Raw genomic sequence first — 19,286 nt, forward strand, 5'->3', positions numbered from 1 at the left:
TGGTCACGCTGTTTTCAGCCTGACCATAAAGCGGGTGCTCTGCTGATCTGATTCGACAGCGATATGACCTTCATGCGCCTCAACAATGGCTTTAGTAATAGCCAAACCTAAACCCGCACCTTCACTATGGCGTTGTCTTGATTGGTCAGCTCGATAAAAACGTTCAAATAAAAAGGGTAAATGTTTTGGTGGAATGGGTAGTCCAGGATTTTCGACACAGATAGTAACCGAGTCAGGTGCAGCCAACGCCGTTGTTACGGTAATGCTTTGGCCCTTTGCGGTATACCTTAATGCATTCGACAGCAGATTGGTTAACGCATGGCGCAGTAACGTGCGGTCAGCCTGTACCATAATTGCCGCGCCGGAAAATTGTAACTTAACGCCGGACTCTTCAGCTAATGCTTCGAAAAAGTCAAAAATCGCGTTAATTTCGTCCGCAAGATTTAGCGGCTGCTTTTGCAGTGTGATCAGCCCATTCTGACTTTTCGCCAACCACAACATGTCGCTAATCATTTTGTTTAATCGTTCTTGTTCTTCCAGATTTGAAAACAACACATTCTGGTATTCCTGCAGCGTACGTGGCTTGGATAAACTAACCTGGGTTTGGGTAATGATATTGGTTAGTGGAGTGCGCAGCTCATGCGCAATGTCGGCACTAAAATGCGACAGCTTGGTAAAGCCTTCTTCCAGCCGGTGCAGCATATGGTTGAATGACTGCACCATATGCTCTAATTCCGCAGGTACTGTATTAGGGTTGAGCCGGATGTCGAGTTTATTGGTTTGAATATCGCGCATCTGCTCAGTCAAGCCTCTGAGAGGTCCCAGGCCCTGATGCACCGCCAGCCAGGCGGCCAGCAGAGTGAGTATGCATGAGCCAAATAAAATAAAACCAAGGCTTCTTTGCAATTGCTGCAAAAACTGCAAGTGAAAGCTGGTATCAATGGCGGCAATAACCTGGTAGTTTGCGGCTGCGGAAGTAAGTTTCACTACTACACCGCGATATGTTTTTTCTGCCAGCCTCCAGTTGAAAATCTGCGCATCATCAAAATGGTCGGCTGCGACTGAGAGGCTTGACAGCTGAGTTAAATCAAAATCGGCATTGCGATAAATCAGCGCGTTGTGTTCATCCATAATTTGATAAAACACGCCATGATGCCCGGCAACCGCCAACGACAGTGACGTTGCGCTCAGTTGTTGCTGAGTTGCGGCACGGTGCAGTATTTCTTCGACAGAACGCACGATAACTGCCAGCTCATCCGCATCCTGTTGAATAAAATGATGCTCAACCGAGCTTATCAGCATCTGTCTGACAAAAAACAGGCAAATTGAAATGGTCAAAGTGACAAAAAGCACCACGCGTAGCGTAAGAGACAGCGGGCGTTGACGGCTGTTATTCATTATCTTGCTCTTCATCCAGTTTATAACCCATCCCGCGCACAGTATGGATCAGTTTAGGCGTAAAGCTGTCATCTACTTTTGCCCTTAGGCGCCGGATAGCCACATCGATAACATTGGTATCGCTGTCAAAATTCATATCCCATACCTGCGATGCGATAAGCGATCGCGGCAAAACTTCACCCCGGCGGCGCATCAGTAGCTCCAGTAAACAAAACTCTTTATGACTGAGCGTTATTTTTGTGCCGCTGCGCACCACTTTGCGTTTGGCGATATCTAACTGCAAATCGGCGACCTGCAACAGTTCAGCAGCGCTGATGTTTTGTCCGCGTCGCAGCAGGGTACGCACCCAGGCCAGTACTTCAGAAAAGGCAAATGGCTTGATTAGGTAATCATCGGCACCCAGCTCAAGCCCCTTCACCCGGTCATCTACGCTGTCGCGGGCCGATAAAAACAGCACCGGCGTGCGGTTATCGCGCTCACGCAGTGCCTGCACGATGCGCAGGCCGCTGACGTCGGGTAGCATCACATCGAGAATGATCAGATCGAAGGCTTCTGTCATCGCCAGATGATGACCATCCAGGCCATTTCTGACCAGCGATACCTGAAAGCCGGCTTCAGTCAGACCTTGCTTGAGATAGTCACCGGTTTTCAGTTCATCTTCAACAATCAGTAAACGCATCTTTTTTCCTTTGGCGTTGGCTCTGCCAGAAGTATGGCGCTGGTAGGCATACAGCAAGATGACGACAAGATTACAACTTTGTCATGTTTGAGTCATGCTGCTGACAGCTTTAATCACTAGACTGCAATAAATTACAACGTATTGAGGGATAGCAATGGGCAGCAACAAGTTATCGATGCCGCGGTCAGTGTCGCGTCGCCGTTTCGTCCAGGGGCTGGCTGCGGGCGGTGTATTGGCTACCTTTCCGCATATTGTGCATGCGGGTAGCCGCTTCAGAGATAATGCTTTCACCGGCTATGCGTCAGAGTTAAGCGGCAAGGTTATTGAGCTGACCATTGGCGAAGCCCTGGTTAACTTTACGGGGGTAGTGCGAACAGCAACGACGATTAATGGTTCCATTCCCGCCCCAACGTTACGCCTGCGTGAGGGGGATGAGGTCACGATAAAAGTGACCAACACCTTGTCAGTACCCAGTTCTATTCACTGGCACGGCATTATTTTACCTTACCAGATGGACGGTGTGCCCGGCATGAGTTTCAGGGGCATTATGCCCGGTGAAACCTTTGTTTATCGCTTTAGGTTGCAGCAGAGCGGCACCTACTGGTATCACTCTCACAGTGGTTTTCAGGAAATGACAGGCATGTATGGTGCGCTGATCATTGAGCCCAGAGCGCAAGATATTATTACTGCCGATCGCGAATATGTGGTGCAGCTGTCAGATTGGACCGACGATGATCCGAGGCAGGTGTTTGGCAAACTAAAAGTGCAAAGTGATGTGTATAATTTTAATCAGCCAACAGTACGGGACTTTTTTCGCGATATGTCGGCTAAAGGTTTAGAAGCGGCCTTAGCGAAACGCAAAATGTGGCAACAGATGCGGATGAACCCCACTGACCTGGCCGATTTGTCTGCGGCAACCTTAACTTATTTAATGAATGGCAGCACACCACTGGCCAACTGGCGCGGCTTGTTTCAGCGAGGCGAAAAAGTGCGCTTACGTTTTATTAATGGCTCTAGCAATACCTTTTTTGACGTGCGTATTCCCGAACTGAAAATGACCGTGGTGCAGGCCGATGGACAAAATGTGCATCCGGTAACGGTAGACGAATTCCGCTTTGGTCCAGGTGAAACCTACGATGTTATCGTCACGCCGCAAACCGATGCCTATACCATTTTCGCTCAAAGTATGGACCGAAGCGGTTACGCCCGAGGAACGCTGGCAGTAGCGGCTGGCCTAAATGCGCCTGTGCCGGCGTTAGATCCGGTGGAGTGGCTAACCATGGCCGACATGATGGGTGATATGGCAGGCAGCAACGCGATGGACCACAACGCGATGCAGGCAGGCGCTATGGCGACTGGCAGTGCCGCGGTGGATCATAGTATGCACGGTGACATGGCAATGGATCACAGTCAGCATGCCAGGCCAACACCATTTGCTGTGCCCAGCAAAACAGTGCGCCACGCCAGCACCGAATACGGCCCGTCGGTCGATATGCGGGTGGACATGCCCAGAACCAATCTGGACGATCCAGGTATTGGTTTGCGAAATACCGGACGGCAGGCATTAACGCTGGCCGATTTACATTCATTGGACGGCATTATCGAAAAGGGTGGCCCGGAAGCAGAAATAGAGTTACACCTTACCGGCAATATGGAGCGTTATAGCTGGTCAATTGACGGTTTAGAGTTCAGTAAAAGTACCCCGGTGCATATGAAGCTTAACCAGCGCATCCGGGTTATTTTGCAGAACGACACGATGATGACCCACCCGATGCATCTGCACGGTATGTGGAGCGACCTGGAAAATGACAGCGGTGAAGTGCTGGTTAGGCGTCATACCATACCGGTTCAGCCGGCACAGCGTATTAGTTTTTTAACCACGCCCCATGATGTAGGCCGCTGGGCCTGGCATTGTCATTTACTGTTCCATATGGATGCAGGCATGTTCAGAGAAGTGGTGGTGGCATGAAGAAACCAATTGCGACAACCAAGCTGCCGGCTTTATTGTTCACCAGCACATTATTGCTGTTAAGTGGCGGCCTGGCCGCACAAACAGCGACTGAAGCGCAACCACATCAGCATGAAACGCAGGATAACAGTGGTGTAGATCACAGCAAGATGGATCATAGCAGCATGGATCACGGCGATATGCAGATGCAGGGCGGTAAGGCGCCGGCGGATGCGCGCGATCCACATGCTTATTCCAGTGGTTACACCCTGACAGACGGCCCCTACGGCATGGCAGACTCCCTGCATTTAAAACATGCTGTTGAGCATCCAATGTGGTCAATTGTGGGGGACCGGCTGGAGTACGATATTGACACCGATGCAGTGGTGTTCGATATGCAAGCCTGGTACGGCACCACCTACGATAAACTGGTAGTGAAATCTGAAGGGCATGTTAGCGAGGGTATACTGGAAGAAAGTCAGACCGATTTGTTGTGGGGACATGCAGTTGCAGCATACTGGGATCGCCAGCTTGGTGTACGGTTCGATCACAATGCTGAGGGTGAAAGTCGGCAATGGCTGGCATTTGGCATTCAAGGGCTGGCACCATACTGGTTTGAGCTGGATATCACCGCTTACGTTGGTAGTAATGGGCGTACTGCACTGGCCGCTGAAGCAGAATATGAAGTGTTGTTGACCCAACGCCTGGTATTGCAAGCGCGGGCAGAAGTAGCTGCTTACGGTAAAGGTGACGCGGTAAACGCTATCGGTAAAGGATTGACGTCTTCAAACGTCGGTTTGCGTATGCGCTATGAATTTTCCCGCCAATTGGCACCCTACGCCGGTATAGAATGGAGTAATAAGTATGGTAATACAGCCGATCTCGCCCGTTTGTATAGTGAAGCAACTGAAGAAACGGCGCTAGTTGCCGGTTTACGGTTTTGGTTTTAATTAATAAGGAAACGAAGATGAAAATAGTTAAATTACTGCTGCCGCTGGTGGCACTTTTTTTCGCCGGCCAGGTGCTGGCACATGTCCATCTTACACAAACGGTGCCAGCTGATAAGGCCATGCTGACGCAGACACCAGATACATTGATCCTGAACTTTAGCGGCCCGGTTCGCCTTACAAAAATAAGTTTGACCGACGCGGATAACACCAGTGTTGAATTTGGATTTACGCCATCAGCGTCGGCATCTGAGCAATTTAGCTGGGCGTTACCTGTGCTACAAAGCGGTAACTACCAGGTAAGCTGGATAGCACTGGGTGCCGATGGCCACAAAATGAGTGGCGACTTCACTTTTATGCTGCATGGCCCGAGTGCATCTGCGACCGCAGAAGCTTCGCCACATTCACATCAGCATTAAAATAAGGTAACGAAGATGGTTGATGTTTGGGCGCTATTTCTAATGTTGTTAAAACTGCTTAGCTATAGTGCAGTGGTTAGTGGGATCGGCGCGGTGCTGCTTTTTACCCTCTTGCCGCTTCGGAGCACCTTCGACCAATATGGCTCTAACCGTTTTCAGTTTTGGCTTAACCGCTGGTTGATCAACTGGTCTGCTGCAGGGATGATTTTAGCACTACTACAATTGCCGTTGCAGGCAGGTGCTATGGCAGAAAGCGGACCTGCGGCGATGATGGACACGATAATGCTAAACATTGTCTGGCAGTCTGCCATAGGGAGTCAAACTGTAATACGGTTTAGTGGCTTTGCAGCACTGCTGTTCGCAGCACTGCTGTGGTCGGGTTGGGGAAAGGATACCATTGTCGCCTGGATTGTTGCCTGGATTCTCGCTGTCAGCGGCATTGTATCTCTGGCAGGTAGTTTTATCCTTACCGGTCACACAGCGCCGCTTGCCGGTTGGGTACAAGCAATATTGCTTTTGCACGTGCTGGCGATTGCAGCCTGGGTTGGTGCATTGTGGCCGCTTAAGAAAAGTTGCGATTTGATGGCTATATCGTCTCTGTTGACGCTGATGGAGAGATTTGGTCGCGTTGCAGTTGTAATCGTAATAGTGCTGCTGAGCTGTGGTCTGCTATTGCTGCTGCAGTTAATTGGTTCCCTTAACGCATTATTTACCACCGACTATGGTCGGTTCATGTTGTTTAAACTGATGTTAGTCAGTTGCATGTTGTTACTGGCAGCTTGGCATAAATTTAAACTGGTAAAAGACCTGGCACGGCATCACAACAGCGACACGCTGCGAAGATCTATAATGGTCGAGACGCTACTGGCCGTGTTGGTGCTAACAACAACCACAGTTTTTACCACTGTGGTAGGGCCGACGGGCTAACCATCCAACTGAAATTTATAGAATAAAAGGATATATGGCATGTTATTCAAAAACTTAAATGCGTTAACTGTGGCATCCCTGTTTTCTCTACTTATGCTGCCGGTTATCGTTGTCGCACATGGCACTGAAAAACCGAACGCTACTGAGATGTTTACAGGCGAAACGTCCGCCGCTGCGCAGGTCGTAAAAACTTTCCACAAAGCCTTGCAGCAAGGCAATGCTGCCGTTGCCCGTTCAAGCTTGGCAGACAATGTCCTGATTATTGAAGGTGGCGGTGTAGAGCGCTCTGCCGATGAATATGCCAGTCATCATATGTTGTCGGATATGAAATTTCTGGCCGCGGTCAAAGGAGAGGTAATTGAACATCATACCGTCGTGCAAGGTGATGTCGCGTATTCGGTAAGCAGAACAAAAATGTCCGGCGAATATAAAGGAAAAGTGATTGATTACACTGGTAAAGAAACATTGGTACTGGTGAAGAATGAAAAAGGCTGGCGCATTGTGCATATACATTGGTCGCGATAACAGCGACCAGCAAAGGAGACTACGGATGACAATCAAAATTACTTCGCTAATGCTGTTGGTGCCGCTGTTATTGGTGGCTTGCACCGAACCTGCAGTAGATCCAGCAGTAGATAAAGTAGTGCAGGTTTCAGCGCCGGTTACCGACAGTGTTTTGCCAGCAATCACATTAACGATATACAAAACACCCAGTTGCGGTTGCTGTAAAAAATGGATATCGCATCTGGAACAGAACAATATCGTGTCTGCTGCAGAGAATTATGATGATTTAACAGGCATAAAAAAACGCTATGGCATTAAGCCTGAACATTATTCCTGCCATACGGCCGTTTCAGAACAGGGCTTTGTGTTTGAGGGCCATATTCCTGCCAGGTATATCAGGCAATTTTTAGCTGAGTCACATCCCGACGCGCTTGGCCTCACCGTACCCGCTATGCCAATGGGTTCTCCGGGAATGGAAGTAGGTGATAGCTTTATGCCGTATGACATCATCATGTTGATGAAGGATGGCAGCAGTAGCGTGTATGTTCATGTCAGTGCAGCCAGCCAGCAGTAGTATGCACATTGGCCAGATGCAACAGGTGTAGCGGGGTAATCTGTTTCATCCAGTGCTACCAGAATGGCTTTCTATATCTACGCGCTGTTTGCTCGGGTTGATGTCTTTGTAAAAAATAGTTTTGCCAAGGAGCGTCCCTTTGTTTTAGATCAATTTTTTAGCCACATTCAGGTTTATACTCCTGTTTGTTAGTCTGACAAATATTGAATGTTTGATCTGTAGGATGGATGTGAAAAATTCAAAATTTTTTACGTACTTGTCTCTCTAAAACTTATGAGGAGTTATTTCATGTCAGCAAGATCAACAAATTGGCTCAGTCTTCATGGTCTCATTGTACTGTTTTTAGTTGCATCAGCACTGTATTTCCTATTTGTCGAGCATGGTAGTCACTTTTTGCCTTATTTACCCTATCTTATTTTATTGCTATGCCCGCTGATGCACGTTTTTATGCACAAGAGCCATAGTGGATCTAATCAAAACAATACTTCCCCGGATTCAAACGAGGCTTATCATCGGGGGCTTGAAGAAGGAAAAAAACAGTGTTCTCAACATTCTAAACCGCAGCAATGATTTATTAACTTTAAGCTTGAGCAGTAATTGTGAGGCGCACGACATGGAAATTAAAACCTTTTCAGACCTGATAGAATGGACCCGTCAGCTGCATCAACACTTGGCATTGTGTCTTGCTCACTGTGCTACTAAGAATGAACAACAGCAGGCCAGAATATTGCTTGACTACCTGGCTGAGCATGAAGCAAAAATTGAGCATATGCTGAAATTATTCGAACAGCAGGCTGCACCTAAAGTTCTGAAAACTTACATTTATGACTATCTTTGCCATCAGCCCATACAGTCACACCGAACTTGTGATAGCCACTATGCAAGCCTTGGTTTTGATGAAATCTGTAACGAGGTATTTGATTATCATCAACAGGTTATAGAGCTTTACCGGGATATTGAAGCGAGGGCTGATATTCCTGAAGCGAAAGCATTGCTGGGTTCGTTACTGGCAATGGAAGAGCATGAAGCCATGCGGCTGTCCAGGCAGACTGGCCGAATGAGCGATCTGTAACTAACCACCTTTTCGTTTAGGTTTGGAATGCTAATCTTGAAGTTTTAGCTAGGTTAATTTTTAGTCACCTCTGAAGGAAACGTCATGAGCAGTGCAGCACTGGAAAAAAGAAGTCAGGCACGGCTAACGGTGCCGGGCATGGGATCGGATCACTGCGCCGGGATTGTGAAAACATCTTTGAAGCGGCTAAAAGGTATTGGTGAGATTAGCACTAATATTGCAGCGCATCGCGTGCACCTCAGCTATAACGCAAAGGTATTAACTCTGAATGATATCCGCGCTGCCGTCGAAAAAGCAGGCTACGATGTGGCACAAGTGTCCGCTGACGATGATGCTGACACCGGTCACGACGCTGAAATTGACGCAGCGTATTTAACCCAAGCCCGTAAACGACTTTGGATAGCGGGCATTCCCACTTCATTGATTATGCTGCTGATGGTGCCACATATGTTCTGGCAACCCATTCCCGGCTACCTAGCTATTGTCGCGTTGCTGGCTTTTCCTGTGGTATTTTTGTTTGGCGGTGCGGCAACTCATAATTCTACCTGGCGCTCACTGACCAACCGCACGTTTAATATGGACGTGCTGATTTCACTTGGCTCAATTCCACCTTATCTGATTGGCCTGGTCGGCTTTTTTTATAGTATGACTTCTTTTATCGAAATGGCTGCCACCATCATGACCTTTCACTTGCTTGGACGTTTTCTGGAAGCCAAGGCGAAAGGCCGAGCCTCTCAGGCTATCCGTAAGTTATTGACTATGGGCGCCAAAATCGCCCGCATAGAACGCGACGGCGCAGAGCTGGAGATACCGGTCAAGGAGTTAAAACCTGGCGATGTGATGCTCATCCGTCCTGGTGATAAGGTACCAACAGACGGCGAAGTACTGGATGGAGAGAGCCATCTGGACGAATCTATAGCCACTGGTGAATCAGTGCCGGTGTATAAGGCAGCAGGCGATAATGTCATCGGTGCTACTATTAATAAAGAAGGTCGGTTGCGGGTAAAAGTCACCAAAGTGGGCGGCGATACGTTCTTATCTCAGGTTATTAAATTAGTGGAGCAGGCTCAGGGCTCGAGGGTGCCTATTCAGGAATTTGCAGACCGCATGACGGGCCGCTTTGTTCCTATCGTGTTATTTATTTCGCTTGGCAGCCTGATTGTTTGGTTATTGGCTGCTGATAGCTTGCGGCCTATGCTGGAGTGGGGGGCCGGTTTTCTACCCTGGGTCGACCCAAGTGCAAGCACGACAGTGTTGGCGATACTATCGGCCATTGCCGTATTGGTTATTGCTTGCCCTTGTGCGTTAGGCCTGGCTACCCCGACAGCGTTAATGGTTGGCTCAGGGATTGGCGCAGAACGAGGCATTTTGATTCGATCCGGTGAAGCGATTCAGACCTTTAAAGACATTAGAGTGATAGTACTGGATAAAACCGGCACTATTACCCGTGGTGAACCCAAACTGACCGAATTGACAACCGCTGATGGTGTGACCGAGCAACAATTGTTGCAATGGGCCGCTACGGTTGAAAATGCGTCGGAACACCCAATTGCCCGGGCGATTGTTGAGGGTGCACGCGAACGCAATGTAAAACCTGGCGAGGTTACTGAATTTCGCTCTACCGGCGCCCGAGGAGTGTCTGGTATGGTTGCGGGTGCTTTTGTACTGATCGGAAACCGCAAATTGCTCGATGAAGAGGGCGTCATAGGCCTCCAAGCGCTGGATCAAGAGTTAGATGAGCTGGAAGGGCGTGGCCGCACCGCTGTGCTGGTTGCGGTTGACGGTAAAGCCTGTGGTGTTGTCGCCGTGGCCGATACCATTAAGAGGGAGTCAGTTGCTGCCATTCGTGGCATGCATGAGCTGGGCCTGCATGTGGTGATGATCACTGGCGATAATGAACGTGCGGCACGCGCTGTGGCTAATGAGGTTGGCATCGATGAAGTGCAGGCGGGTGTGCTACCCGCCGGCAAAGTCGATGCGGTGCGTGAACTACAAAAAAAATATGGCAACTACGTGGCGATGGTGGGTGATGGCATTAATGATGCCCCCGCGCTAAAACAAGCAAATGTCGGAATTGCTATTGGCGCAGGAGCTGATGTCGCCATCGAAGCGGCCGATGTAACCCTGGTACGGGGCGAGCTAACTGGCGTGGTTGATGCGATGCATCTATCAAAGGCGACCTTTAATAAGATTGTGCAAAACCTGATTTGGGCCAGTGCCTATAACATTGCAGCTATCCCGATTGCTGCGATTGGTTTATTACACCCGATGATTGGGGTCGTGGCAATGACCGCCAGTTCATTATCAGTAATTGGTAATTCATTACTGCTAAAACAGCAATTTAAACGAAAAATAGTGTCTTGAACGTTAAAATTTAAAGATGCGTGATCTTAAACATCACGCCGCGTAGGCAAAATCAATTTGGTGATACGCCATCTAAAATTGATAAGTTATAATTGATGGGCCCTGAGTCGCCACATAAAGCCGTCAACACATAATGGACAGGCTTGCATATCAATTCTTTTGTGAAATTGGGTATTCTGATATTAATACAAACATATTATAAGTGAGAAACGTTTTGCGTAAAGCTTCATGGTTTTTTTGGCTAATATTAATCACTTTCCTTACCAGGGAAGCGTTAGCCAATGGCTTTGATTCGTGTACTATGTTTCCTGAGCAGATAGGGCTTACCATTGCAACCTCTCAACACCAAGCAGAATCAGAGCATTCGGCTATCCTTCACAATCTTTTAATCAACCAGTCTGAGCGAGGTTGTTGTACAGATTGCCAACTTGATGCAAATTGCATGATTAGTGGTATTCCGCTAATTTCCCCGCCGCCAGTAAGCATGTTCACCCAGCAATTTACGTCGGTCACAACTTATTTTGCTGATAATCAAGCAGTTCCTCCTTCACCTTATTTTCCGCTATTAAGACCGCCAATAACCTAAATCACTTGATTTTAATACGTTTGAGAAAGGCATACTGCAAAGTATTTTGCTAACACTAATAATGAGAGCATGTCGCTTCGTTAGTGGTTAGTTTGCTTTTTGTTAAATTGTTTTGGAGGCACTAATGAACCTGTCAAATGTTACTTTCTTTGTCGTTTTGTCGCTAAGCGTCAGCAATGTTATTGGGTATGCTCAGACGTTTCCTGAGCCACTGAAGTTGGAGCAGGCGGTTGCACTTGCCGTAGATGCTGATCCCTGGCTTACGGGAAGCCAGTTCACTCAGGAGGCTCTCAATGATGAAGCGATAGCCGCGGCGACTTTACCGGACCCACGAGTGAGCTTGATGGCGGGCAATTTCCCCGTGGACACTTTCGATTTGAACCAGGAAGCCATGACCCAGTTGTCGGTAGGGGTCAGCCAGATGTTTCCACGGGGCGATAGCCTTGCGCTCGCCCAGCACCAAAAGCAGCAACTAGCCGAGCAACATCCACTGCTAAGGTTGGATCGCAAGGCCAAGGTAAGCGCTATGGTCAGCCAGTTGTGGCTGGAGGCCTTCAAAGCTCAGGAGAGTATCCGGCTGATCGAACATGATCGCGCACTCTTCGAGCAACTGGTGGATGCCGCTGAAGCTGGTTATTCTTCGGCGCTGGGGCGGGCACGTCAGCAGGACGTGATCCGTGCGCAGTTGGAGCTGACTCGTCTCGAAGACAGACTGACGATGCTCAGGCAGCAACAGCAATCCGCACAGAAACGCCTGTCTGAATGGATTGGCGCGCCTGCTATGTTCCCTTTGGCTCAGGTACTGCCGACGCAGTCTCTTTCCAGGCAACTGTCTGCAACCACTATTAAAAGAACCAACGAAGATACGCACTATCAATGGATCCGTCATCATCCGGCGTTGCGGGCGCTGGAACAGCGTATCAACGCGACGCAAACCGGTGTCGATTTGGCCAAGCAGAAATACAAGCCCGAATGGGGCCTGTCCGTCCAATACGGTTATCGCGACAACGATCCCGTGGGGCGCGACCGAGCCGATCTGTTCTCCGTCGGCGTAACCTTCGATTTGCCAATTTTCACTGGTAACCGACAGGACAAGGAAGTCAGCGCCGCCATGAATCGAACCGAGGCAATCAAAACCGAAAAGCAATTGCTTGGTCGTCGGCTGATGGCAGAACTGGAAAATGCGAGGGTACAACTGACTCGTCTCGATGAACGCCAGGCGCTATATATTGATAAGCTGCTACCACAAATGGCTGATCAAGCAGCGGTTTCGCTGACAGCCTACAACAACGATGATGGAGACTTTGCAGAAGCAGTCCGAGCTCGGATTGCCGAACTTAACGCGAGGATTGACGCCCTTGCCATCGCTGTGGAACGTCAAAAAATAATCGCTCAAATTAATTATCTACTCGCCGAGGCGTCATTCGACGATGCACAGCCAGCGAAACCGTTTTAAAGGATTTCTAAAAATGAATACATTAACCAAAATATTGCTGAGTGCAACTGTCGGAGCACTGATAGGCGCCTCTGTTGTCTGGTTGTTAAATAGCCCAAATGATAGTGAGACGACAGCAGCCGGTGGTGACCGTAAGCCGCTTTACTGGGTGGCACCGATGGATCCAAACTATAAGCGTGACAAACCCGGCAAGTCGCCTATGGGTATGGATCTTATTCCGGTGTTTGAAGACGGCGCAGGCGAAGACGAAGCTGGCACCATTAAAATTTCACCAGAGGTAATTAATAATCTTGGAGTTCGTACCGCTGAAGTTCAAAGAGGACAGCTGGATTTACAAGTAAACACTGTTGGTTATGTGCAATATGATGAAAACCAATTGGTGCATGTAAGCCCCCGTGTCGAGGGATGGATTGAACGCTTATATACCAAAGCAGCAGGCGATCCAGTTGTACAAGATGAGCCTTTGTTTGCACTGTATTCGCCTACGTTGGTTAATGCCCAGGAAGAATTATTGCTGGCATTGAAGCGCAACAATAGAGTATTGATCGACGCCGCAACAGAACGATTACTAGCTCTTCAGTTGGCAAAAGAGGACATTGAAAAGTTAAAAAAGACGCTGAAGGTTAGCCGAACTATCACTATCAACTCTCCACAATCCGGTGTAGTAGATAATCTGGCAGTCCGTGAGGGAATGTATGTCAAACCCGGTATGAGCTTGATGAGTATTGGTAAGCTGGAACATATCTGGATCATTGGTGAGGTATTTGAACGCCAGGCAAGCCTCATTGGCGAGGGTGATCCTGTAACTGTGCGTCTGGACTACGTGCCAGGCCGTGAATGGCAGGGAAAGATAGATTACGTTTATCCCTCTTTGGATACTCAAACGCGTACTGCTCAGATTCGTGTTGGTCTCCCTAATCCTGATGTTGTTTTAAAACCGGGCATGTTCGCCCAGCTTTTTATTGAGACTCAATCAGAAGCTGAAGCATTGCTAATACCCCGAGAGGCACTGATTCGCACCGGCAGTCAGTCCCGAGTGGTGTTGGCACTAGGTGAAGGAAAATTTAAATCTATAGCAGTTACTGTTGGACGAATAGCTGAGCAGCAAGTGGAGATATTAACCGGTCTAAACGAGGGAGAGCATATTGTAACTTCTGCTCAGTTTCTGATTGATTCTGAGTCCAGTAAAACGTCCGATTTCCTGCGTATGACTCAGTATGAGCAAGAGAGTGATGAACATAATTATAATGCTGAGCCTGCAAATCTAAAACAGCCGGTTTGGGTAGCGGCTCGCATTGTCGGTGTGATGGCAGAGCATAGAATGTTATCGCTTGAACATGAGGCCATTCCTGAGTGGCAGTGGCCTGCTATGACCATGGATTTCTTCGTCGCAGACGCTGTAGATATGGATGAGCTCAAACAGGGAATGCACCTGCATGTGCAGATCATCAATAACAACAATGGGGAATACCAAATTAGTCTAGTACATATTCCCGATGACCAAGGCAATGAAAACATGCCTACAGAAATGGATCACGGAGATATGTCGATGCCGGAGCACAGAGAACAGCGAGGCATGAACCACGGTGAACATGATCAGAAGGAGCACAATCATGATTGAGTCGATAATCCGTTGGTCCATCGGTAACCGTTTCTTCGTGTTGCTGGCTACTTTGATGTTGGTGGGGATAGGTCTCTATTCGCTTAAAAACACCCCGGTGGACGCCATCCCCGATCTGTCCGATGTACAGGTCATTATTAAGACCAGTTTTCCTGGGCAGGCGCCGCAGGTGGTGGAGGATCAGGTCACGTACCCACTGACTACAGCCATGTTGTCGGTACCTGGTGCGGTTACCGTGCGCGGTTATTCCTTTTTTGGCGATTCCTACGTGTATGTCATTTTTGACGAGGATACCGATGCCTACTGGGCACGTTCCAGGGTGCTGGAGTATCTGTCTCAAGTTGCGCCGACATTGCCGCCAAGCGCCCGGCCGCAACTGGGGCCGGACGCTACCGGAGTTGGCTGGGTTTATCTCTACGCGCTGGTGGATCGTACCGGCAAGCATGACCTCAGTCAGTTGCGCAGCCTGCAGGACTGGTTCCTGAAATTCGAGCTGCAAACCGTACCAGGTGTTTCCGAAGTCTCGACGCTTGGCGGCATGGTCAAACAATACCAAGTGAAAGTGAACCCTGAAAAACTGCGTGCTTTCAGTATCCCCCTGTCCCATATTCAGATGGCGATCCAGCGCGGCAATCAGGAAGTGGGCGCCTCAGTGGTGGAAATGGCTGAAGCCGAATACATGGTGCGGGCAAACGGTTACATCAGGGGGATCGATGATCTGGCCAACATTCCATTAGGGTTGGATGTTAACGGTACGCCGCTGTTGCTCAAGGACGTGGCGGATATTGAGTTGGGGCCGCAAATGCGCCGTGGTATCGCCGAGTTGAACGGCGAAGGTGAAGTGGTGGGTGGTATTGTAGTGATGCGTTTCGGTGAGAACGCCCAGAAAACCATTGATGGGGTCAAGACCAAACTGGAAAAACTCACGGCGGGATTGCCCGAAGGCGTGGAGGTTGTTACCGTTTATGATCGTTCCGGATTGATATCTCGCGCCATTGGCAGTTTGTGGAGAAGTCTGGCGGAAGAACTCGCTATTGTGGCGCTGATCTGTGTCATCTTTCTGTTTCATGTCAGGTCATCACTGGTGGCGGTCATTAGTCTGCCACTAGGTATTCTTACGGCTTTTATCGTGATGTATTGGCAAGGCCTTAATGCCAATATAATGTCTTTAGGCGGTATTGCAATTGCGATAGGTGCCATGATAGATGGCGCGATTGTCATGATCGAAAACATGCATAAGCATATGGAACGTACGCCTTTGACGCCAGAGAACCGTTGGAGAATCGTGGCCGAGTCAGCTAGTGAAGTCGGTCCTGCACTATTTTTTAGTCTGCTAATTATCACTGTAAGCTTTGTGCCAGTGTTCACCTTGGAGGCTCAGGAAGGTCGGATGTTCAGCCCGTTGGCTTTTACCAAAACCTATGCAATGGCAGCCAGCGCCGCGCTTGCTATTACCGTAGTACCTGTTTTGATGGGCTATTTCATCAGAGGCAAGGTGGTAGCTGAAAATAAAAATCCCATTAATAGAGTACTGATTGCTGGGTACATGCCCCTGCTTAAAACCGTATTACGATTTCCGAAAATCACACTTTCCATGGCGGTTGTGATTTTCCTCGTTGGGATCTGGCCCGTTAACAAAATTGGTAGTGAATTTATCCCCGATCTGGATGAAGGTGATTTAATGTATATGCCGACCACTTATCCGGGGATCTCTATCGGCAAAGCCAGAGAATTGCTACAGCAGTCGGACAAGTTGATCGCGACAGTGCCTGAGGTAAAAACCGTGTTTGGCAAAATTGGCCGAGCGGAGACAGCCACAGATCCAGCTCCGCTGACCATGATTGAGACGTTCATTCAGCTCAAACCAAAAGAAGAATGGCGCGAAGGCATGACCACGGAAAAGCTTAAAAAGGAACTGGACGCGCTGGTGAAGTTTCCGGGCCTGACCAACGCCTGGGTGATGCCGATTAAGACCCGCATTGACATGTTAGCCACCGGTATCAAGACGCCGGTAGGCATCAAGGTGGCGGGTAAAGACTTGCGACAAATTCAGAAGATTGGTCAGCGACTTGAACAGATCCTCAAGGATGTACCCGGCACAGCCTCGGTGTATTCCGAAAGGGTGGCCGGTGGGCGTTATATCAAGGTAGATATTCAGCGTGCACAAGCGGCGCGTTATGGCCTCAATATTGCTGATGTTCAGCAGGTAATAGCCACGGCCATTGGGGGAATGAATGTGGCGCAGACCATTGAGGGGCTGGAGCGTTATCCAATCAATCTACGCTACCCACAGGACTATCGAGACTCGCCAGAACAGCTTGCGCTGCTGCCCATCGTCACGCCCAGCGGCCAACGGATTGCGCTCGCAGATGTGGCCAATGTCTATGTGGAGGATGGTCCGCCAGCGATCAAGAGCGAGAACGCCAGGCTGAATGGCTGGACCTTTGTAGATATTGAAGGGGTGGATGTAGGTAGCTATGTACAAAGTGCCATGGCAACGGTTGAGCAGCAGCTAGATTTACCGGCAGGCTACTCGGTGAGCTGGTCTGGTCAGTACGAATACATGCAGCGTGCCAAAGAGAAACTGACCTATGTGGTTCCTTTGACGCTTGCCATCATAATCATTCTGTTATACATGAATTTTCGTAACTTTACTGAAATAGCCATTATATTGGGAACGTTACCACTGGCTGTCATTGGATCTATCTGGTTCATGTACCTGCTTGGCTATAATTTTTCTGTCGCAGTTGCGGTTGGTTTTATTGCACTGGCGGGGGTTACGGTAGAAATAGGTATCATCATGTTGACTTATCTCAACCAAGCGTATCACCAATTGATAGATAAATGCCGTGAGCGTGGAGTGACACCATTAAAACAAGATTTGCTCGAAGCCGTGACACAGGGCGCAGGACTTCGTGTAAGACCCGTAATGATGACCACTGTCTCCACTATCGCTGGATTGCTGCCCATTATGCTCAGTTCCGGAACAGGTGCGGAAGTTGTTAGCCGGATTGCGGCGCCTATGATTGGCGGAATGGTGAGTGCTGTGGTTTTAACATTATTGGTACTACCCGTCGTGTACTATCTTTGGCGGACCCGTTCGTTGGAGATGTAGGAATATTTCATTTGACTACCCATCAGCTAGTATTATGGTCGAAAGAAATTAAGGGATGCTTGACACTATTAAATTACTTCACAAACACCGGAACGAACTGTTTTCGGTGTTTGTTGATTTTTACCTGTAAGCTGCTGAAGGCGGATAAATTCAGCGTGTTTAAGAGAAAAAGGCGATAAAATATTTCGTTTAAATAACTGTTTATCATGACTACACTAAGTCATCGTACACAAGCATAAATCGCGTCATGGCAAGTTTCAATGTGATTTGCCTCTTTTACAATTTCACCCAAGCGCATGAAGCCGGTAGCCAGTCAGATCGATTTAGCACGGACACTGCGATCATTAATGGGCAGTAACATACCGCTAATAGACTGTGGTTTTAGCTGCGACGACAGTAGCCAAGGCCGCGCATTTATACAGTTGAACACCAATGCATTGAGCTAATGGAGCAACAGCTGACGACTCTGCGACCACAGCAGCCACATATCAGAGCAAGCTGAGACCCTTTTGCAAAAAGGGCAACAATTAAAACGGACCTTGTACTGATACTCAAACCAAGCGTGTGTTGGCAAAGGTGTTGTGCCGTCGTCCTACTTGTATTGACAGCAAGCATATATCGGTTAGCAGACCAAAAACCTTGAATAAGCGAAAAGGAGTCAATTGAACTGGAAATCATACCGCTGATTGAACGGACAAGTTTAGCTAAACTTTTAAATAAGCAGTGAATTTTTGGATTCAACTGCTTTTCAGATTAGAATGCTCCGTACTTAAGTACGAAGAGTGAAGCTACCTATGTACACGATCAGTCAATTGGCCAATTCAGCAAGTGTCAATGTCGAGACAGTCCGCTATTACGAGCGGCGTGGTCTTATCGAACAACCTGATAAACCAACCGGGGGTTATCGTCGCTATCCTGTGACAACCCTAAATAGAATTATATTTATCAAGCGTGCACAGGAGCTGGGGTTTACTCTGGAAGAAATATCCAATCTGCGGACCTTAAATGATGCTCCTTGTCGAGAAGTACAAGATTTGGCTTCCCAAAAGCTTACAGGTGTTCGTGCCAAGATGGCCGATTTGCGTCGCTTGGAGTTGGTTCTAAATAATTTAATAAACCAATGCACCACTAATCCAAATCAAGCACATTGTCCCATAATCGATTCCTTACTCCCTGAGGATGGAAGACGCTTTTAGCTTGTTTTTTCTTGACTCCGTACCATAGTACGGTATTTAAACTCACCGTACTGAAACACATCTCGTGAAGTGAGTCATGTTAAAAAACGATTCTGATTTTCCAATAATCGGCGGAATTACAGCTGCCATAGGTGCAAGTTTATGCTGTGCAGGTCCTCTCGTTTTGTTGCTGCTAGGCGTAAGTGGCTCCTGGATTGGTAATTTAACCTTGTTAGAGCCTTATCGTCCTGTTTTTGTCTTGCTGGTTCTAACCCTATTTGGCTTCGCAGGCTGGAAGGTCTATCGCCCCGTTGAGGCGTGCGAGCCAGGCACCGCTTGTGCAGTTCCTCAAGCTCGAAAACGCCGGCGGGTGATTTTCTGGTTAACGACCCTTACCGCGTTGGTGTTAGTTACCAGTAATTATTGGATTATCTGGTTGGCCTGACTACTTTGTCACCGCTCATTTTTATTTGTTTACTTATACGTTATTGGAGAAAAATG

The 19,286-nt window shown here is 48.4% G+C and carries 16 protein-coding genes; 14 read left to right on the forward strand and 2 right to left on the reverse strand.

All coding sequences use genetic code 11. The features are described 5' to 3' along the window. Positions 1-3: 3 nt before the first annotated feature. On the reverse strand, positions 4-1,398 hold the full coding sequence (locus R3187_RS05955) for a heavy metal sensor histidine kinase (protein ID WP_318965789.1): 1,395 nt from the start codon (positions 1,396-1,398) through the stop codon (positions 4-6). Next, a complete protein-coding gene (locus tag R3187_RS05960; protein ID WP_318965790.1) occupies positions 1,391-2,077 on the reverse strand; it encodes a heavy metal response regulator transcription factor in 687 nt (228 codons plus the stop codon). Before R3187_RS05960 ends, R3187_RS05955 begins: the two co-directional genes overlap by 8 nt. 154 nt (positions 2,078-2,231) lie before the next feature. Here R3187_RS05960 and R3187_RS05965 point away from each other — a divergent pair, with 154 nt between their 5' ends. The 14 genes from R3187_RS05965 to R3187_RS06030 all read left to right on the forward strand — a co-directional run bounded on the left by R3187_RS05965 (position 2,232) and on the right by R3187_RS06030 (position 19,230). Beyond that, entirely contained in the window at positions 2,232-4,046 is a 1,815-nt protein-coding gene (locus tag R3187_RS05965; protein ID WP_318965791.1) for a copper resistance system multicopper oxidase, read from the forward strand. Next, positions 4,043-4,975 carry a copper resistance protein B gene (locus R3187_RS05970; RefSeq protein WP_318965792.1) on the forward strand — a complete coding sequence of 311 codons (933 nt, stop codon included), beginning with the start codon at positions 4,043-4,045 and terminating at the stop codon, positions 4,973-4,975. The genes R3187_RS05965 and R3187_RS05970 overlap by 4 nt, the downstream gene beginning before the upstream one ends. A 17-nt stretch (positions 4,976-4,992) precedes the next feature. Then, positions 4,993-5,391 carry a copper resistance protein CopC gene (locus R3187_RS05975; RefSeq protein WP_318965793.1) on the forward strand — a complete coding sequence of 133 codons (399 nt, stop codon included), beginning with the start codon at positions 4,993-4,995 and terminating at the stop codon, positions 5,389-5,391. Positions 5,392-5,406: 15 nt separating this feature from the next. After that, on the forward strand, positions 5,407-6,318 hold the full coding sequence (locus R3187_RS05980) for a CopD family protein (protein ID WP_318965794.1): 912 nt from the start codon (positions 5,407-5,409) through the stop codon (positions 6,316-6,318). A gap of 39 nt (positions 6,319-6,357) precedes the next feature. Next, positions 6,358-6,843: a nuclear transport factor 2 family protein gene (locus R3187_RS05985; protein WP_318965795.1), complete on the forward strand. Its 486-nt coding sequence runs from the start codon at positions 6,358-6,360 to the stop codon at positions 6,841-6,843. Positions 6,844-6,868: 25 nt separating this feature from the next. Then, positions 6,869-7,396 (forward strand): DUF411 domain-containing protein, encoded by a 528-nt coding sequence (locus R3187_RS05990; protein ID WP_318965796.1) that lies wholly within the window; start codon positions 6,869-6,871, stop codon positions 7,394-7,396. Between the two features lie 288 nt (positions 7,397-7,684). Further along, positions 7,685-7,966 (forward strand): DUF2933 domain-containing protein, encoded by a 282-nt coding sequence (locus R3187_RS05995; RefSeq protein WP_290610269.1) that lies wholly within the window; start codon positions 7,685-7,687, stop codon positions 7,964-7,966. A gap of 43 nt (positions 7,967-8,009) precedes the next feature. Then, the gene (locus tag R3187_RS06000; protein ID WP_290610267.1) at positions 8,010-8,468 is read left to right on the forward strand and encodes an ATPase; all 459 of its coding nucleotides are present in this window, start codon (positions 8,010-8,012) and stop codon (positions 8,466-8,468) included. 84 nt (positions 8,469-8,552) lie between these two features. Next, a complete protein-coding gene (locus R3187_RS06005; protein ID WP_318965797.1) occupies positions 8,553-10,832 on the forward strand; it encodes a heavy metal translocating P-type ATPase in 2,280 nt (759 codons plus the stop codon). Between the two features lie 710 nt (positions 10,833-11,542). Continuing rightward, positions 11,543-12,874 (forward strand): TolC family protein, encoded by a 1,332-nt coding sequence (locus R3187_RS06010; protein WP_318965798.1) that lies wholly within the window; start codon positions 11,543-11,545, stop codon positions 12,872-12,874. A gap of 13 nt (positions 12,875-12,887) precedes the next feature. Further along, positions 12,888-14,495, forward strand: a complete 1,608-nt coding sequence (locus R3187_RS06015) for an efflux RND transporter periplasmic adaptor subunit (protein ID WP_318965799.1) — start codon at positions 12,888-12,890, stop codon at positions 14,493-14,495. Then, positions 14,488-17,610, forward strand: a complete 3,123-nt coding sequence (locus R3187_RS06020) for an efflux RND transporter permease subunit (protein WP_290622054.1) — start codon at positions 14,488-14,490, stop codon at positions 17,608-17,610. Before R3187_RS06015 ends, R3187_RS06020 begins: the two co-directional genes overlap by 8 nt. A 794-nt stretch (positions 17,611-18,404) precedes the next feature. Next, entirely contained in the window at positions 18,405-18,806 is a 402-nt protein-coding gene (gene merR / locus R3187_RS06025) for an Hg(II)-responsive transcriptional regulator (protein WP_318965800.1), read from the forward strand. A gap of 76 nt (positions 18,807-18,882) precedes the next feature. After that, positions 18,883-19,230 carry a mercuric transporter MerT family protein gene (locus R3187_RS06030; RefSeq protein ID WP_290622050.1) on the forward strand — a complete coding sequence of 116 codons (348 nt, stop codon included), beginning with the start codon at positions 18,883-18,885 and terminating at the stop codon, positions 19,228-19,230. Positions 19,231-19,286: the final 56 nt, after the last annotated feature.

This window comes from Arsukibacterium sp. (genome assembly GCF_033721375.1).
Lineage (GTDB): Bacteria > Pseudomonadota > Gammaproteobacteria > Enterobacterales > Alteromonadaceae > Alishewanella.

Coding starts and splice junctions, on each gene's coding strand:
- R3187_RS05970 (WP_318965792.1), top strand. CDS start 4,043: ATGAAGAAACCAATTGCGACAACCAAGCTGCCGGCTTTATTGTTCACC.
- R3187_RS05975 (WP_318965793.1), top strand. CDS start 4,993: ATGAAAATAGTTAAATTACTGCTGCCGCTGGTGGCACTTTTTTTCGCC.
- R3187_RS05965 (WP_318965791.1), top strand. CDS start 2,232: ATGGGCAGCAACAAGTTATCGATGCCGCGGTCAGTGTCGCGTCGCCGT.
- R3187_RS06010 (WP_318965798.1), top strand. CDS start 11,543: ATGAACCTGTCAAATGTTACTTTCTTTGTCGTTTTGTCGCTAAGCGTC.
- R3187_RS06005 (WP_318965797.1), top strand. CDS start 8,553: ATGAGCAGTGCAGCACTGGAAAAAAGAAGTCAGGCACGGCTAACGGTG.
- R3187_RS05960 (WP_318965790.1), bottom strand. CDS start 2,077: ATGCGTTTACTGATTGTTGAAGATGAACTGAAAACCGGTGACTATCTC.
- R3187_RS06030 (WP_290622050.1), top strand. CDS start 18,883: ATGTTAAAAAACGATTCTGATTTTCCAATAATCGGCGGAATTACAGCT.
- R3187_RS06015 (WP_318965799.1), top strand. CDS start 12,888: ATGAATACATTAACCAAAATATTGCTGAGTGCAACTGTCGGAGCACTG.
- R3187_RS05990 (WP_318965796.1), top strand. CDS start 6,869: ATGACAATCAAAATTACTTCGCTAATGCTGTTGGTGCCGCTGTTATTG.
- R3187_RS06000 (WP_290610267.1), top strand. CDS start 8,010: ATGGAAATTAAAACCTTTTCAGACCTGATAGAATGGACCCGTCAGCTG.
- R3187_RS05980 (WP_318965794.1), top strand. CDS start 5,407: ATGGTTGATGTTTGGGCGCTATTTCTAATGTTGTTAAAACTGCTTAGC.
- R3187_RS05985 (WP_318965795.1), top strand. CDS start 6,358: ATGTTATTCAAAAACTTAAATGCGTTAACTGTGGCATCCCTGTTTTCT.
- R3187_RS05995 (WP_290610269.1), top strand. CDS start 7,685: ATGTCAGCAAGATCAACAAATTGGCTCAGTCTTCATGGTCTCATTGTA.
- R3187_RS05955 (WP_318965789.1), bottom strand. CDS start 1,398: ATGAATAACAGCCGTCAACGCCCGCTGTCTCTTACGCTACGCGTGGTG.
- merR (WP_318965800.1), top strand. CDS start 18,405: ATGTACACGATCAGTCAATTGGCCAATTCAGCAAGTGTCAATGTCGAG.
- R3187_RS06020 (WP_290622054.1), top strand. CDS start 14,488: ATGATTGAGTCGATAATCCGTTGGTCCATCGGTAACCGTTTCTTCGTG.